Raw genomic sequence first — 16555 nt, forward strand, 5'->3', positions numbered from 1 at the left:
CGCCTATCATCGCAAAGATGAACACGGGACAGCCCAAGGCCGACCGGCCACCCGAAACCACGACCGACGCCCCCGAAACGGAGGAGCCCGTCGCGCGCCCGCGCGACGGGCTCTTCATCCGGGTCTATCTCGGCGACGGCCGCTTCCTCGGCCCCGGCAAGATCGACCTGCTCGAGGCGATCCGGGCCGAACGCTCGATCCTCTCCGCCGCCCGCAAAATGGGCATGAGCTATCGGCGCGCCTGGCTGCTGGTGGAGGAGCTCGACACGATGTTTGCCGAACGCGTGGTCGAGACCCATCCCGGCCGGCGAGGCCATGGCACGGAACTCACCGCCTTCGGCGAGCGTATCATCGCGCTCTACCGCGACATCGAGGCCCGCAGCGCCGCCGCGACGCAGGAAAGCGTCGAGGGGCTGCGGTCCGCGCTGGCGGCGGAATGGCCGCCGGCCCCTAGCCCTGCGCGATCAGGCCCGGGTCGTCGGGCGGGCTGAGCGAGGCGCCCCGGCTGTCCACCGCCACCGTCTTCACCAGCGCCCACACCGGCATGCCGGGGCGGAGCGCCAGCCGGTCGAGGCTCTCGCGCGTCACCATGGCGTGGAGGGCGGAGGGGCCGATCGCGACCTCGACATCGACATAGGCGCCTTCCATGGCGCGAATTCCGGAGACCACCGCCGGCAGCCGGTTCGTCACCGAGACGCCCTCGGGCCTCTGCAGCGCCAGCGCCACATCCCGCGAACGCACCCGTGCCCGCGTCGGCGCGCCGACCGGCACATCGACCAGCGGCACCCGCAATTCGCCGCCGGGAAAGCCGAGGGTGGACAGGCCGTACGCCGCATCATGCGCCACCACCACGCTTTCGAGGATGGTGCCGAGGTCGAACCGGCCCACCACCGGCAGGATGTCCGGCCGCGACATCACTTCCGCTACGGGCCCGGCCGCGACCACCCGGCCCGCCGCCAGCGCCACCACCCGGTCCGATAGCCGCAGCACCTCGTCGATCGAGTGGCTGACATAGAGCACCGGCACGCCCATCACGTCCCGCAGCCGCTCGATATAGGGCAGGATGTCGAGCTTGCGGGCTTCGTCCAGCGCGGCGAGCGGCTCGTCCATGAGCAGCAGCCGCGGCTGTGCCAGCAGGGCGCGGCCAATGGCGACGCGCTGGCGCTCACCGCCGGACAGGGTGTGCGGCCGCCGGCCCAGCAGGGCACGCAGGCCGAGCAGATCCACAACCGGATCGAAGCCGATGAACGGCGCCACCCGCGCGCGGCGTTCGCCATAGCGCAGATTGCGCTCCACCGACATATGCGGGAACAGCCGGGCGTCCTGAAAGACATAGCCGACCCGCCGCCGCTCCACCGGCAGGTCGATGTGGCGGTCGGCATCGAAATAGGCCGTCCCGTCGACCACGATCCGCCCGCGCACCGGCCGTACCACGCCCGCAACCGCCTGGATGATGGTCGTCTTGCCCGCGCCCGAGCGGCCGAACAGCGCGGTGATCCCGGCCGGCGGGGCCGAGAAGGCGGCCTCCAGCGTGAAACCGGGGCGGGCGATGCGAATATCGACCTCGATCATGCCCGCCCCACCAGCCGGCGGATGCGCCGGTCCGCCAGATTGGCGAGCAGCAGCGCGCCGAAGGCGAGGACAATTGAAACGACCGTCAGGCGCAAGGCCATGGCGTCGCCATCCGGCATATGGGTGGCGCTGTAGATGGCGAGCGGAATGGTGCGGGTCTGGCCCTCGACATTGGAGACGAAGGTGATGGTGGCGCCGAACTCGCCCAGCGCGGAGGCGATGGCCAGCAGGGCGCCGGAGAGAATGCCCGGCAGCATCAGCGGCAGCGTGATGGTGAGGAACACGTCGAGCCGGCCGGCGCCGAGGGTGCGCGCCGCCGTCTCCAGCCCGCGATCCACCGCCTCGAGCGCGAGGCGTATGGCGTTTACCGTCAGCGGAAAGCTCACCACCGCCGCGGCCACGGTCGCGCCGGCGGTGGTGAAGATGAGCCGGATGCCGAACCAGGCGTCGAGATACTGGCCGATCAGGCCGCGCGCCCCGAGCATCACCAGAAGCAGATAACCCACCACCACCTTGGGCAGCACCAGCGGGAGATAGACGAGCCCGTCCAGCAGGCCCTTGCCGGGAAAGGACGTTCGCGCCAGCACGAGAGCGACGGCAAGGGCGGCCGGCAGGCTCCAGAACGTCGCCCAGAAGGCGACCCGCAGGCTCAGGGCGACGGCGGTCCATTCCTCGGGCGTCAGCATGGGCAGGCGGGTCTCGGCACGGGATGGTCAAAAGGGGCGCGACGCCGCCGCTGCGGGACGGCCGGCACGGCACCCGGACGATCGCTGCCCCGCAGCCATCACCCGGACGGTCATTTCACCACAAATCCGTAGCGCGCATAGATGGCCTTGGCTTCCGGCCCGGTGAGAAAGGCCAGCAAAGCCCTGTTCGCCTCGGTGTCCTGGCCTTTCACCAGCTCGAACGGGTACTCGACCGGGGGATGGGTATCGGCCGGAAAGGTCGCGACCACCTTCACGTTCCTGGCGATGGCCGCGTCGGTGGAATAGACGATGCCCGCGGTGGCCTCGCCCCGTTCCACCAGCGCGAGCGCGGCCCGCACGCTTTCAGCACCCACCACCCTGTCCTTCACCTTGTCCCACTGGCCGAGGCTGGTGAGGGCGGTGCGGGCATAGATGCCGATCGGCACGCTGTCGGTCAGGCCGGTCGCGATCTTGCCGTCGGCGCCCAGAAAGGCGCTGAAATCGAACGAGCGGTCGATGGTGACCGGCGTGGCCTTGTCCGCCGGCATGATGAGGACGAGGCTGTTGCCGATGGGGGTGACGCGGCTGTCCTTGAGCGTCAGGCCCTTGCCGTCGGCATACTCCATCCACTTGATGTCGGCCGAGGCGAAGATCGCGGCAGGCGCGCCGGCGTCAAGCTGTTTTGCGAGCGCGGACGAAGCGGCGAAGGAAAACGCCACCTTGACGCCCGTCTTCGCCGCGTAAGCGGTGCCGAGGTCCTGCAGGGCATTGGTGAGGCTGGCCGCGGCGAACACGACCGGCGCCTCCTCCGCCCGCGCCGCCGGTGCGCCAAGGGAAACCGACAGCGCGGCGAGAAGCGGCAACACCCCCATCGCGACGCGACGGGAGAGGCGGGTGGCAAGGCGCACGGCGGTGTCGGTGCACGGGGTCATGGACGGCTCCCTGTAAGGTGTATCCGTCCATATACATCAATAGATATATCCGTCCATATACAAGACGCCCGCTTGCACGCGTGTCATCGTCCTTGCCGACGCCGAACCAACACCATCAGCCGTATGCAGGAGTGACCGCACGACGTGCCATTGAGCCGTAGGGGTGAGGACGGATGGAACGGGCCAGCGGCGCTCAGTCGATGAAGCCGCAGTCCCGTGCGGCGCGCGCCGCCGCGCTCTCCGCGGCCGTCAGCAGGTTCCAGGCAGCCACATTGCCATCCTTGGCGAAGACGATGGACGGGCCGCGGCTGACGACACGCTGGCCGCAGCCATTATCAACCAGGGCGAACTCGTAAATGTGGTGCTCGTCGCGATGCATGACGCGGATGGTCGACGCAGACAGGGTGACGATGTCGAAATCGGTGCCGGTCATGGCGGCGTTCTCCTCCCCCCGAGCGGCGGGAGCTCAAGGCTCCACCGCAGTTCCGAACCTCACACAGCGTAGCATTTCGGTAACTGTACCCCAAAAATATCGACTGGCCACATCATTCGACATGTTTCAGCCTTGACGCGATGGGCGCGCCCTGGAGGGAACCCAGCCTCTTCCGGTGGCATTATCAACCGAAATTGACGTTACGGAATATGGAGAGTTCCGCGTCATATCCGTCGGTTGGAGGGTTCTGATGACACGCACACCCACGCTCGTGGTGGCCGCCCTGGTATTGATCGCAGCGCTCGGCGCCGCCGTTCACTTTTCCGGCAGAGGCACGTCCGATGTCGCCGTGCCGCCGCAGGCGCCTGCCACCGCGCCGGGCGCACCAGCCGCTCCGCCGCCGGCGCAGTAGCGGGAAGGCCGCTCGGAGTCAGTCCTGGCGCTCGCGGTGCATCGCCAGCAGCGCCGCGTGCGCGCGGGCACCCTCGAGAACCGCGTCGACCGGCTGGGCCAGCCGGCGCCGCCAGTTCGGACGCTCCCGGTCGGTGCCGGGCAGGTTCACCGCGACCGTCTCGCCCGCGAGATCGTCAATCTGCGTCAAGGCGAGCATCGAGCGGGTGCGAGCGACAAAGGCGTGCACGGCGGCGACGAAGCCGTCATCCAACGGGGCGTCCGGCGGTGGCACTGCCGTGATCAACCCCTCCAGCAGAAGAGCGTCGGACAGGCTCTCCTTCTCCCGAAGCCGTTCCTTGCGGGAGTCGGCGGCGGCCTCCTCGCTCTCGAGGCCGAGCGCCACCCGTTCGGCGATGTCGACGCCATCCCACCATCCCGCGAGGGTCGGGAGATCGTGGGTCGAGACGCAGGCGGCCGCCAGCGCCGGATACTCCGCCGGCGGCGTAAAGCGGGCGTCGTGGCGCTCGAACCACAGCACCCGGTAGGACAGCATGCGCTCGGCCGCGAGCTGGTCGCGCATGCCGAACGGCACGGTGCCAAGATCCTCGCCCACCACCAGGCAACGGGCCCGCACGCTCTCCAGCGCGACCTGCCCGGCGAGATCCTCGAACGGGAAGGCGAGATAGGCGCCTTCCGCCGCGCTCGCGCCGTCCGGCATGAGGAAGAGACGGCGCAGCCCCATCACATGGTCGATGCGCAGCGCCCCGGCATAGCGCATGTTGGCCGCCACCAGCCGGGCAAAGCCGGCATAGCCGTCGCGCCGCAGCGCCAGCGGGTCGGGCGGCGGCAGATGCCAGTTCTGTCCCTCCGGCCCGAGCGGATCGGGCGGCGCCCCCACATTGACCCCCTGCATCAGCCGGTCCGATTCGGCCCAGGCCTCCGCGCCGTCCGGGGTCGTGCCCACGGCAAGGTCGCGGTAGAAGCCGAACCGCAGCCCCGCTTCCTCGCCGCGAATGGCGGCCTGCCGAAGCTGGCGATCGGCGGTCCATTGCTGCCACTGCACGAAACGGATCGGCCGCTCATGCGCGGCCGCGAACTGCGCGACCGCCGCCGAATCGGGGTGGCGCAGATTGTCAGGCCAATGCCGCCAATTCGTACCGCCCTGCGCCTGTGACAGCGCCTCGAAGATGGCGAAGCGCCGCAGCGCCTCGCCGCCGCCGGCGATGAACTGGTCGAACTCGCCGTCGCCCCGCGCCTCGCAGGCGGCGAAGGCCGCCTCCAGCACCGGGCGCTTGGCGGCCCAGACCCCGGTATAGTCCACCGCCCCGCGGGTGCTGAGCGCCGCGAACAGCTCGGTCTGCCCACCATAGGCCGCGGAGACCGCCGGATCGGCGGCGGCGAGCGCCGCGGCGTCGATATAGATCGGGTCGAGGAAGCGGCGGTCGGACGGCGAATAGGGGCTCGCCCGCTCCCGGTCATGGGGAAACAGCGCGTGCAGCGGGTTGAGCCCGACCAGCGCCGCCCCCAGCGCCGGGGCCCGCTCGGCCAGCGTGGCGAGGGTGGAGAAATCCCCGATGCCCTGGTCTTCCCCGGCGCGCCGCAGCGAATAGAGATGCGCGACGATGCCGAAATGGCGCTCGCCCGCCTTCAGCCCCGGCGGGAGATAGGAAGCCGCCGGAGCGACGGTCAGGCGGCAGGCCTCGCCCTCCAGCAGCAGCAGATGCCGCCCCGTCGGCAGCGCCGGCAGCCCGACATGGCGCACAATGGCAAAGCGGCCGTCGGGGCGTGGCAGCTCCGCCCGCTCGCCCTCGTCGGGCGCCAGCGGCCAGGGCCGCTCCTCGCCGTCCTCCAGCCGGATGCGCAGCTCCAGACGACGGGTGGTGCGCGCCGCGGCGCCGCCGAGCTGCAGCCGGGCCTGCGCCCCCTCCCGCACCACCAGCGCTTCCGGCAGGGTGCGGCCGAACTGCTGCTCGGACAGCCAGACCAGACTGTCCGAGGTGTCGCCGCGGGTGTCGGCGGGAAGGCGCAGCGCCTTGAGCAAGGCACGCTTGGTGTCAGCGGGCACCTCGTGCCGCACCCCCGTCACGTCCTGCCAGTCCGGCGCGATGCCGGCGGCGCGGGCGAGCCGGTCGAGGAAGGCGGGATCGGTGGCACGCCTCGGCGCGTCCGGCACCGCCTTCTCGCACAGCACGACCACGGCGCGGGCCGGCATGGGGAAGCGCTCCTCCACCAGCCGGGCCGGCGCGGCAGGCGAGCGGATATCAGGCCGGGAGGTATCGATCGCGATATCCCAGTCATGCTCGTCGCGCGCCTCCGGCAGAAGGACGTCGACGGCGTGGTCAGCGGCGTTCAGCACCGCCATCACCCGGTCCGGCCCGGCCTCGCCGGTGGCGGGAGCATAGAAGACGGCAATGAGGGTGTGGTTGTCCGGCGCATCCCAGGCGACGGGGCCGCCCCCCGGCGCCCTCCACTCCACGTCGGGAATGGTGCTGGCATCGAGCGGCCGCCCGGTCAGCGGCGCGCCGGAGCGCAGCGCGGCATGGGCATGGCGCAGCCGGACCAAGGCGGCGGTAAAGGCCGCCAGCGGCGCGTCGGCGCGGCTCCAGTCGAGCCAGGTCAGCTCGCTGTCCTGGGCATAGGCGTTGTTGTTGCCGCTTTGCGAGCGGCCGCACTCATCGCCCATGGTCAGCATCGGCGTGCCGCGCGAGATCAGCAGGGTTGCCAGCAATGCCCGCATATCGGCCTGCCGCGCCGCGAGGATCGCGGGATCGTCGGTCGCGCCCTCGACACCGTGGTTCCAGGAATAATTGGCGTCGGTGCCGTCGCGATTGTTCTCGCCATTGCCCTCATTATGCTTGCGCGCGTGCGAGACGAGGTCGGCCAGGGTGAAGCCGTCATGGGCGGTGACGAAGTTCACCGCGCGCGAGAGCGGCCGGCGGCGGGCGGCGAAGACGTCGGCGGAACCCGCCACGCGGGTAGCGAGCTGGCCGACCAGCCCGCCATCGCCGCGCCAGAAGCGGCGCACCGTGTCACGGTAATGGTCGTTCCACTCCGCCCAGTTGGCGGGGAAGCGGCCGACCTGATAGCCGCCCGGCCCGATGTCCCAGGGCTCGGCGATGAGCGCGAGATCGCGCAGCGTCGGGTCCTGTCCCATGGCGCCGAAAAACGGCGCGTGGGGATCGAAGCCGTTTGCGGTGCGCCCCAGCGTGGCGGCAAGATCGAAGCGAAAGCCGTCGAGGCCCGTGCCGGCCCAGCGCCGCAGGCAGTCCATCGCCAGCCGCAGCACGGGGGCGGATTCGAGCGCGAGCGTGTTGCCGGTGCCGGCATCGTTCACCAGGAGACCGGGGTCGGCCGCCGCGTGACGGTAGTAAGTGGCGTTGTCGAGCCCGCGCAGCGACACCGTGGGGCCGAGAATGTCGCTTTCGCCGGAATGGTTCAGCACCACGTCCAGCACCACGCTGATGCCGGCCTCGTGCAGCGCCGACACCGCCTCGCGCACCTCGGCAAAGCCGCCGGGAGCAAGGCGCGGGTCCGGCGCCCCGAACACCACGGGGTTGTAGCCCCAGTAATTGGTGAGGCCGAGCGGCGGCAGGTGCCGCTCATCGATCCACGCCATGGCCGGCATGAGCTCGACCGTGGTGATGCCGAGCCGCACCAGATGTTCGATCGCCGCGGGGTGGGCGAGCCCGGCGAAGGTGCCGCGCAGCGGCGCGGGAATGGCGGGGCAGAGCTTGGTGAAGCCGCGGACATGCAGCTCGTAGAACACCTCGTCGTCCCAGACGAAGGGCGATTTCAGCGGCGGCGCCGGCGGCTCGGCGGTCTCGACGATCGCCTTCGGCACGAAGCCCGCGCTGTCGGCATCGTCGCGGGAGGCGCCGCGGGCGCGCTGGTCGAACAGCGTGCCGTCCAGCCCGAAAGGCCGGTCCAGCCGTGTCGCATAGGGGTCGACCAGCAGCTTGGCCGGGTTGAAGCGATGGCCGTGGGCGGGATCCCAGGGCCCATGCGCCCGCAAGCCGTAGCGCGCGCCCGCCCCTATGCCGGCGATATGGGCGTGAAAGATATCGCCGGTCCGCGCCACCAGCTCGATTCGCTGAAGCTCCTCGCGGCCGTCGCGGTCGAACAGGCAGAACTCGATGGCGGTGGCGTGAGCGGAGAAGACCGCGACATTCACACCGTCCGCGTCGGGCGTGACGCCGAGCGGCTCGGGCGCGCCGCGCGAAACCCTGTAGTCGTTCACGCCGCGCGCTCCGCCACGAGGTCCTCATAGAGCCGGGCATAATGCGCGCCCGGCCGCTGCCACGAGACCTCGCACGCCATCGCGTTGCGCTGGGCCTGCCGCCAGGCCGGCCTGTCGCGCCAGAGCGCGGCCGTGCGCCGCAGCGCGCTGTGCAGGGCGCTCGCGGTGACGGGCTGGAACTGGATGCCGGTGCCCACCCCTGCCGAGCGGGCGGCCTCGTTGATGTCGACGACGGTGTCGGCCAGACCCCCGACCCGGGTCACGACCGGCAACGCACCGTAGCGCAGGGCGGAAAGCTGGGTGAGACCGCAGGGCTCGAAGCGGGAAGGCACCAGCAGCGCATCCGACCCCGCCTGGATGAGATGGGCGAGCCCCTCGTCATAGCCGATCTGCACCCCGACCCGGCCGGGATTGGCCGCGGCGGCGGTGCGGAAGCGCTCGGTCAGCACGGGATCGCCGGCGCCGAGCATGACGAGCTGCGCGCCCATGTCCAGCAGCACGCCGAGCGAATCCGCCACAAGATCGAGCCCTTTCTGCCAGGACAACCGGCTCACGATGCCGAACAGCAGCGCCTCCGGGTCGGGCTCCAGCGCGAAGCGGGCCTGGAGCGCCGCCTTGTTCGCGCCGCGCCGCTCCAGCGTGCCGGCAGAGAAGGTCGCGGGCAGCAGGGCGTCGGTCTCCGGGTCCCACACCGCGGTGTCGAGCCCGTTGAGGATGCCGTGCAGCACGCCCTGCCGCTGGTTCAGCAGCCCCTCGAGGCCCATTCCCGCCTCCGGCAGCAGGATCTCCTCGGCATAGCTGGGCGACACGGTGGTGATGCGGTCGGCGAATTGCAGCCCGGCCTTGAGATAGCCGATGGTGCCATAATACTCGACGCCGTCTATGGCCAGCGCGCTGCGCGGCAGTCCGAGCGTGTCGAGCAGATGGGCAGGAAACTGGCCCTGGAAGGCGATGTTGTGGACGGTGATGATGCTGGCCGGGCGCCGGCCGCCGGCATAGTGGAGATAGGCCGGCGTCAGACCGGCCTGCCAGTCATGGGCGTGGACCACATCCGGCGCGAAGCCCGAGATCAGGCCGCGCCCGATGCCCGAGCCGATCGCCGCCAGCGCGGCGAAGCGGATGGCGTTGTCGCCCCAGTCCTGCCCGTCCGCGTCGACATAAATCCCGCCCGGCCGGTCGTAGAGATGGGGCGCGTCGATCACATAGACATCGAGCCCGCCGGCGCGGCCGGACCACAGCCGACCGGCCCCGCCGAACAGGTGCTCGAAATAATACGCCTCCTGGCGGTCCTGCAGCGCCGCCATCACGGCGGGATAGCCCGGGACGAGGGTTCGCACCTCCACGCCCTCGGCGGCCAGCGCCCCGGGCAGGGCGCCGACCACATCGGCCAGCCCCCCGGTCTTGACGAGCGGGAAGACCTCGGAGGCGACCGAGAGCGCTTTCAGGCCGGGCATGCCGTTCTCACTTCTGCAGGGCGTCGATCATCGGCTGGGTGATGAGGCACACGCCCTTCTCCGTGCGGCGGAAGCGCTTGGCGTCGAGCTCGGGGTCCTCCCCCACCACCAGCCCGTCGGGAATGCGGACCTGCGCGTCGATGACGACGTTGCGCAACCGCACCGAGCGGCCGATCTGGGCATAGGGCAGGATGACGCCGCCCTCGATGTTGCCGAAGGAGTGCACATGCACGCCCGTGAACAGCAGCGAGCGCCGCAGCCGCGAGCCGGAGATGATGCAGCCGCCCGAAACCAGCGACTGCAGCGCCTCGCCGCGGCGGCCATCGGCATCGTGAACGAACTTGGCCGGCGGCGTGATCTCGCCATAGGTCCAGATCGGCCAGTCGCGGTCGTAGAGATCGAGCTCCGGCACCACCTCGGTGAGGTCGACATTGGCTTCCCAGTAGGCATCCACCGTTCCGACGTCGCGCCAGTAGGGCGTCACCTCGGAGGAGGACCGCACGCAGGAGCGCGAGAAATGATGCGCCCGCGCCGAGCCGTGCTTGACGATGTAGGGAATGATGTCCTTGCCGAAATCGTGGGACGAATGCGGGTCGGCCGCGTCGCGGCGGAGCTGGTCGATCAGGAAGGCGGTCTCGAAGACGTAGATGCCCATGCTGGCCAGCGCCTTGTCCGGGTGGCCGGGCATGGCGGGCGGGTTCTTCGGCTTTTCAAGGAAGGAGAGGATGCGGTCCTGCTCGTCGACATGCATCACGCCGAAGGCGCTCGCCTCCGCACGCGGAACCTCGAGGCAACCGACCGTGACGTCGGCGCCCTGGTCCACATGCTGCTGGAGCATGATCTCGTAGTCCTGCTTGTAGACGTGGTCGCCAGCCAGGACGATGATGTATTTCGGCTCGTAGCCCTCGATGATGTCGAGGTTCTGGTACACCGCGTCCGCGGTTCCTAGATACCACATCGTCTCCGACACGCGCTGGCTCGCGGGCAGGATGTCGAAGCTCTCGTTGCGCTCGTGGCGGAAGAAGTTCCACCCGCGCTGCAGATGCCGGATCAGGCTGTGGGCCTGATACTGCGTCGCCACGCTGATTCGGCGGATACCGGAATTCAGCGCGTTGGACAGGGTGAAGTCGATGATGCGCGACTTGCCGCCGAAATAGACGGCCGGCTTGGCTCGACGATCGGTGAGTTCGAGCAGGCGGCTGCCCCGGCCGCCGGCGAGAACATAAGCCATCGCAGAGCGGGCGATGGGGGCATTAACTGGCGCCGGCCGTTCCATTCAGCGCATCTCCCTCTAGACGTTTCACCCCGGTACACGCTTCTGCGCTCAGTCCGGTTCCCATTGCAGATAAAGGCACGCCAGGGGTGGAAGCACGAGTTCGGCGCTGGCGGGATAGCCATGCGCCGGAGTCTCGGTTGCGACCACCCCGCCGAGATTGCCAATGCCGGAGCCCCCATAGCAACCCGCATCGGTATTCAGCACCTCCCGCCAGCGGCCGGCACGCGGCAGGCCGAGACGGTAGAAGGAGCGCGGCACCGGGGTGAAATTCACCACCATCGCCACCGGCGCCCCACCCTCGCCGTCCTCGCGCAGCCACGCGAAGACGGACTGGGCGCTGTCGTCCACCACGATCCAGCGGAATCCCTCCGGCTCGCAGTCCCGCGCATAGAGTGCGGGTACTTTGGTATAGAGAGCATTGATGTCGCGCACGAGAAGCTGCACGCCCTGATGGCGGGAGCCATCCCACACCACATGCCAGTCCAGCGCGCGGGCCTCGCTCCACTCGTCGCGCTGGGCGAATTCCTGGCCCATGAACAGCAGCTTCTTGCCGGGATAGGCCCACATCATTGCGTAATAGGCCCGCACCGACGCGAATTTCTGCCAGTCGTCGCCGCCCATGCGCGACAGCACGGTGCCCTTGCCGTGGACGACCTCGTCATGGGAGAGCGGCAGCACGAAATTCTCGGTGAAGAGATAGGTGAAGCCAAAGGTGATCTTGTCGTGGTGCCAGTGCCGATGCACCGGATCGAGCGAGAGATAATCCAGCGTGTCGTGCATCCACCCCATGTTCCACTTGAAGCCGAAACCGAGGCCGCCGGCGTCCACGGGGCTGGAGACGCCGCTCCAGGTGGTCGATTCCTCGGCGATCACCGCGACGCCGGGGTTGAGGGCATAGATCGTCTCGTTGGCCTGCCGCAGGAAGGCGACGGCGTCCTTGTTGTCGTTCGACCCGTCGGGGTTTGGCGACCATTCGCCCTCCCGCCGGGAATAATTGAGGTACAGCATCGAGGCGACGGCATCGACCCGCAGCCCGTCGACATGGAAGCGGTCGAGCCAGTAGAGCGCGCTCGCCATCAGGAAGTTCGCCACTTCCCGGCGGCCGAAATCGTAGATCGCGGTGTTCCAGTCGGGATGAAAGCCGCGGCGGGGATCGGCATGCTCATAGAGCGGCCCGCCATCGAAATGGGCGAGGCCGTGGATGTCGGTGGGGAAATGCGCCGGCACCCAGTCGAGGATCACCGCGATTCCGGCGCGATGGGCGGCATCGACGAAGCGGGCGAAGCCTTCGGGATCGCCGAACCGGCTGGTCGGTGCGAACAGCCCGATCGGCTGATAGCCCCAGGAGGCGTCGAGCGGGTGCTCCGACACCGGCAGCAGCTCGATATGGGTGAAACCCATCCACGCGACATAGGGGATGAGTTCGTCGGCCAGTTCGTCATAGGTGAGGAAGCGGCCGCCCTCGCCGCGGCGCCAGGAACCGAGATGCACCTCATAGGTCGCCATCGGCTTGCGCCGGGCCTCGCCCTCGCCCCGGCCGGCGAGGAAGTCGGCATCGGTCCATTCGAACCGGTCGGTACGCGCCACGATCGACCCGGTGGCCGGGCGGAATTCGCCGCGCTGGCCGAAAGGATCGGCCTTGAGCGGCAGCAGGCGGCCATCGGCGGCGACGATCTCGTATTTGTAGATCGCCCCCTCACCCAGGCCGGGGGCGAAAATCTCCCACAGCCCGCTGTCGACCCGCTTGCGCATCTGGTGCAGCCGGCCGTCCCAACGGTTGAAGTCGCCGACCACCGAGACCCGTGCCGCGTTCGGCGCCCACACCGCGAAGCGCACGCCCTCGCGGCCCTCATGCTCGCAGGGATGTGAGCCGAGACGCTCATAGAGCTGGCGATGCCGTCCTTCGAGCAGGAGGTGGTCATCGAGCGGACCGAGGACCGGACCGAACGAATACGGGTCCTCCAGCGTCCAGTCGCCGCCCGCATTCGCGGCCTTCAATACATACCGGGCCCAGGCCGGGCGGCCGGGAACCAGCCCTTCGAAGAAGCCGGGTGCACGCGCGGCGAGTTCGAGGACGGGCGTACCGTCCGGCTCGAGCACGACGAGGCTGTCCGCATCGGGAACGAAGGCCCGTATCACGACGCCATCGGGGGTCTCGTGCGGCCCGAGCAGCGCGAACGGATCGGGATGGCGGGCCCCCATCAGGGCGTCGACCTCTCGGTCCGGCGCCTGCCACGCGAACATGCTCGTCGACCTTTCCAGCGCCAAAGACGCTCAACAAGTCCGGCGAAGGACCTTAGGTTCCGCCAGCTTCGCCGCAAAATACCTCAGTAACAAGCCGTTATCGAAGCTTACTCAGGGGAAATCGGCGTACACCGCCGACGAGGCGGGCGGATGTACCGGCGCACCGACGCATTCGGGTCGCAGCGACCGCGGGGTCGCTGCGAGCCGGGATGTGCGTTGTGCTGCTGCCGGGATTGGAAAAGGCGCGCCGGCTCACCGCACCGGGCGGGTCGGAACGTTCCAGATGTCCTTGGCGTACTCGCTGATGGTCCGGTCGGAGGAGAACCAGCCCATATTGGCGGTGTTGATGGCGCTCGCGGTCCACCACGCGTCCTTCTTGTACCACAGCGCGTCGACCTTGCGCTGGGCCTCCCAATAGGCGTCAAAGTCGGAGGTCACGAGGAAATAATCGTGATAGCGCAGCGCGTTGGTCAGCGGCTTGAAGCGGTCCCGCTCGTCCGGCGAGAACACCCCGGACTCCACCGCATCCAGCACCTCGCCCAGATGGGCGGAGCGGGCGATGGCACCGGCCTCGTCGATGCCGGTGCGGCGACGTTCCTCAACCTCTTCGGCGGTGAGGCCGAAGATGAAGATGTTGTCGTCGCCCACATGCTCCTTGATCTCGACATTGGCGCCGTCGAGCGTGCCGATGGTCAGGGCGCCGTTCAGCGCCATCTTCATGTTGCCGGTGCCGGAGGCTTCCATGCCGGCGGTGGAGATCTGCTCCGACAGATCGGCGGCGGGAATGATCATCTCGGCCAGCGAGACATTGTAGTTCGGCAGGAAGACGACCTTCAGAAGGTCCTTCACGGTGGGATCGTCGTTCACCACCCGCGCGACGTCGTTCGCCAGCTTGATGATGAGCTTGGCCTGATGGTAGCTCGCCGCTGCCTTTCCGGAGAAGATCTTGACGCGCGGCGCCCAATTCTTGGCCGGATTCGCCCGCATTGATTCATAGAGCGCGATGGTCTCCAGAATGTTCAGGAGCTGGCGCTTGTACTCGTGGATGCGCTTGATCTGGACGTCGAACAGCGCGCCCGGATTGACCTTGATGTCCATGCGGTCGCGGATGAGCCGCGCCAGCGCCACCTTGTTCTGGCGGCGGACGGCGGCGAGGCTGTCGTGCAGTCCCTTGTCGCCGGCACGGGAAACGAGGTTCAGCAGCGCCGCGGGATCGTCGAGCACCTCCGGCCCGCAGACCTCCGCCAGCAGCTTGGTGAGGCCGGGATTGGCCTCGATCAGCCAGCGGCGGAAGGTGATGCCGTTGGTCTTGTTGTTCATCCGCTCGGGGTAGAGGCGGAAGAAGTCCTTGAAGACGGTGGTCTTCATCAGCTCGCTGTGCAGCGCCGCGACGCCGTTGATGCTGTGCGAGCCCAGGAAGGCGAGATTGCCCATGCGCACGCGGCGCCCGCCACCCTCCTCGATCAGCGACACCGCCGAGAGCAGCCCGTCATCGCCGGGGAACTTCTCGCGCACCTCGCCCAGATGCACCGCGTTGAGGAGGTAGATGATCTGCATGTGGCGCGGCAGCACCCGCTCCATCAGCGGCACCGGCCACGTCTCGAGCGCTTCCGGCAGCAGGGTGTGGTTGGTGTAGGAGATGGTGCGGCGGGTGATGTCCCACGCCTCGTCCCAGTCGAGGTCGTGCTCGTCCACCAGCAGCCGCATCAGCTCCGCGACGGCGATGGCGGGGTGGGTGTCGTTGAGCTGGATCGCGACCTTGTCGGGCAGCGAGCGGATATCGCCGAAGCTGTCGACGTGGCGGCGGATCAGGTCGTGCAGCGAGGCGGCGGTGAAGAAGAACTCCTGCCGCAGGCGCAGCTCCTGCCCCGCCGGCGTCGCGTCGCTGGGATAGAGCACCTTGGAGATCGCCTCGGCCTTCACCTGCTCGACCAGCGCGCCGACATGGTCGCCCTGGTTGAAGGCGTCGAGCCGCAGCGGATCGGCGGCGCGCGCCGACCACAGCCGCAGCGTGTTCACGTGGCGGCCGCGCCATCCCACGATGGGAATGTCATAGGCCACGGCCTCGACCGTCTCGCCGGGGTGCCAGATGTGCTTCTTGCGCTCGCCGGAAGTCGGAACCGCCTCCACCGAGCCGCCGAAGCCGACGTCGTAGAACACCTCGGGACGCTCGAATTCCCACGGATTGCCGAAGGAGAGCCAGTCTTCCGGGTATTCCTGCTGCCAGCCGCCCTTGATCACCTGGCGGAACAGGCCGTGGTCGTAGCGGATGCCGTAGCCATAGGCGGCGATGGAGAGGGTCGCCATGCTGTCCATGAAGCAGGCCGCGAGACGGCCGAGGCCGCCATTGCCCAGCGCCGCGTCGGGCTCCACCTGCCGCAGCCGGTCGAGATCGACACCGAGGTCGCCAAGCGCCGCCCGCACGGTGTCGAGCAGTTCCAGATTGGTCAGCGCGTCGAACAGCAGCCGGCCGATGAGGAACTCCAGCGAGAGGTAGTAGACCCGCTTGCGGCCTTCCGAATAGGTCTGCCGCGTCGAGGTGATCCAGCGGTCCACGATCCGGTCGCGCGTGGCGAAAGCGGTAGCCAGAAACCAGTCACGGTCGCTGGCGGCCGCCGGGTTCTTGCCGACGGCATAGGTAAGCTTGGCGATGACCGCCGCGCGGAACCGGGCGACGTCGTCGACCGGCGGCACTGCCGCCGAGGCCTTCTCCACGCTGGCTGTCTCGAACGACTTCGCTTCGACTTCGATCGTCATGTCCCGCCTATGCTCCCAGTGGATACCCGCGAAACCGCATCAGACCGTCCCCTCGCGGTCGGCGCGGTGCGCATATCGATTCAAATCATGCAACGTTTTGGCCAAGTTCCGCGAGTGTCTCGGCCGCCAATCCGGCGGCGGCGCCGATTATCGCCCAGCCATTTGACCGGGCGACGTCAGCCGGGTCTCCTCATGATGACTTTGCGCCGCGTTGCAGGCCCGCCAGCGCGATCACCAGCCAGCCCGCCATCAGCATAGTCCCACCCGTCGGCGCGGCCATCGGAAAAATTACCATTCCGGCGAGGACCCGTGCCGCGATGGCGCCGCTGAACAGCGCCGTGCCCACCGCCAGCAGCCCCCCGCCCACTTCCGCGAACGACCAGGGCCGGCCCGCCACCACCGCCAGCGCGGCGGCCATGCCGATTCCGGCGGCGCCGAACAGCAGGAAATTCGCCGCCGTGGCGAGGCTGGCATCCACCGCCAGATGCGCCGCCGCGGCGGCGAGCCCCACCCCCGCGGCGCCGTAAAGCCCAGCCACGACAATCAGCAGGCGGCGAAAAACGGTCACGGG

The 16555-nt window shown here is 68.9% G+C and carries 11 protein-coding genes; 1 reads left to right on the plus strand and 10 read right to left on the minus strand.

Annotated features, from left to right (window positions below):
- Positions 1 to 17: 17 nt before the first annotated feature.
- Positions 18 to 491 (plus strand): winged helix-turn-helix domain-containing protein, encoded by a 474-nt coding sequence (locus KHC27_RS02640; protein WP_213334694.1) that lies wholly within the window; start codon positions 18 to 20, stop codon positions 489 to 491.
- Here KHC27_RS02640 and modC read toward each other — a convergent pair.
- The 10 genes from modC to KHC27_RS02690 all read right to left on the minus strand — a co-directional run bounded on the left by modC (position 451) and on the right by KHC27_RS02690 (position 16552).
- Positions 451 to 1572, minus strand: a complete 1122-nt coding sequence (gene modC, locus KHC27_RS02645) for a molybdenum ABC transporter ATP-binding protein (protein ID WP_213334697.1) — start codon at positions 1570 to 1572, stop codon at positions 451 to 453. The two genes, KHC27_RS02640 and modC, sit on opposite strands and share 41 nt — an antisense overlap.
- Positions 1569 to 2258, minus strand: coding sequence for a molybdate ABC transporter permease subunit (gene modB, locus KHC27_RS02650; RefSeq protein ID WP_213334700.1), 690 nt, complete (start codon positions 2256 to 2258; stop codon positions 1569 to 1571). Before modB ends, modC begins: the two co-directional genes overlap by 4 nt.
- Before the next feature lie 110 nt (positions 2259 to 2368).
- On the minus strand, positions 2369 to 3190 hold the full coding sequence (gene modA, locus KHC27_RS02655; protein WP_425514852.1) for a molybdate ABC transporter substrate-binding protein: 822 nt from the start codon (positions 3188 to 3190) through the stop codon (positions 2369 to 2371).
- 193 nt (positions 3191 to 3383) lie between these two features.
- A complete protein-coding gene (locus KHC27_RS02660; RefSeq protein WP_213334703.1) occupies positions 3384 to 3623 on the minus strand; it encodes a hypothetical protein in 240 nt (79 codons plus the stop codon).
- 430 nt (positions 3624 to 4053) lie between these two features.
- Positions 4054 to 8253, minus strand: coding sequence for a glycogen debranching protein GlgX (gene glgX, locus KHC27_RS21975; RefSeq protein WP_213334705.1), 4200 nt, complete (start codon positions 8251 to 8253; stop codon positions 4054 to 4056).
- Positions 8250 to 9707, minus strand: a complete 1458-nt coding sequence (glgA, locus tag KHC27_RS02670; RefSeq protein WP_213334707.1) for a glycogen synthase GlgA — start codon at positions 9705 to 9707, stop codon at positions 8250 to 8252. Before glgA ends, glgX begins: the two co-directional genes overlap by 4 nt.
- A gap of 7 nt (positions 9708 to 9714) precedes the next feature.
- Positions 9715 to 10983, minus strand: a complete 1269-nt coding sequence (glgC, locus tag KHC27_RS02675) for a glucose-1-phosphate adenylyltransferase (protein WP_213334709.1) — start codon at positions 10981 to 10983, stop codon at positions 9715 to 9717.
- 48 nt (positions 10984 to 11031) lie between these two features.
- The gene (gene glgB / locus KHC27_RS02680; protein WP_213334711.1) at positions 11032 to 13227 is read right to left on the minus strand and encodes a 1,4-alpha-glucan branching protein GlgB; all 2196 of its coding nucleotides are present in this window, start codon (positions 13225 to 13227) and stop codon (positions 11032 to 11034) included.
- A gap of 252 nt (positions 13228 to 13479) precedes the next feature.
- Complete coding sequence (locus tag KHC27_RS02685; RefSeq protein ID WP_213334713.1) at positions 13480 to 15984, minus strand: glycogen/starch/alpha-glucan phosphorylase; 2505 nt, start codon at positions 15982 to 15984, stop codon at positions 13480 to 13482.
- 190 nt (positions 15985 to 16174) lie between these two features.
- Complete coding sequence (locus tag KHC27_RS02690) at positions 16175 to 16552, minus strand: DUF423 domain-containing protein (protein ID WP_213334715.1); 378 nt, start codon at positions 16550 to 16552, stop codon at positions 16175 to 16177.
- Positions 16553 to 16555 lie beyond the last annotated feature (3 nt).

Source organism: Ancylobacter lacus, from assembly GCF_018390635.1.
Taxonomy (GTDB): Bacteria; Pseudomonadota; Alphaproteobacteria; order Rhizobiales; family Xanthobacteraceae; genus Ancylobacter; species Ancylobacter lacus.

Excerpts from the sequence above, each read along its gene's own strand:
- KHC27_RS02640 (WP_213334694.1), top strand. The coding sequence starts at position 18 with ATGAACACGGGACAGCCCAAGGCCGACCGGCCACCCGAAACCACGACC.
- modC (WP_213334697.1), bottom strand. The coding sequence starts at position 1,572 with ATGATCGAGGTCGATATTCGCATCGCCCGCCCCGGTTTCACGCTGGAG.
- modB (WP_213334700.1), bottom strand. The coding sequence starts at position 2,258 with ATGCTGACGCCCGAGGAATGGACCGCCGTCGCCCTGAGCCTGCGGGTC.
- modA (WP_425514852.1), bottom strand. The coding sequence starts at position 3,190 with ATGACCCCGTGCACCGACACCGCCGTGCGCCTTGCCACCCGCCTCTCC.
- KHC27_RS02660 (WP_213334703.1), bottom strand. The coding sequence starts at position 3,623 with ATGACCGGCACCGATTTCGACATCGTCACCCTGTCTGCGTCGACCATC.
- glgA (WP_213334707.1), bottom strand. The coding sequence starts at position 9,707 with ATGCCCGGCCTGAAAGCGCTCTCGGTCGCCTCCGAGGTCTTCCCGCTC.
- glgC (WP_213334709.1), bottom strand. The coding sequence starts at position 10,983 with ATGGAACGGCCGGCGCCAGTTAATGCCCCCATCGCCCGCTCTGCGATG.
- glgB (WP_213334711.1), bottom strand. The coding sequence starts at position 13,227 with ATGTTCGCGTGGCAGGCGCCGGACCGAGAGGTCGACGCCCTGATGGGG.
- KHC27_RS02685 (WP_213334713.1), bottom strand. The coding sequence starts at position 15,984 with ATGACGATCGAAGTCGAAGCGAAGTCGTTCGAGACAGCCAGCGTGGAG.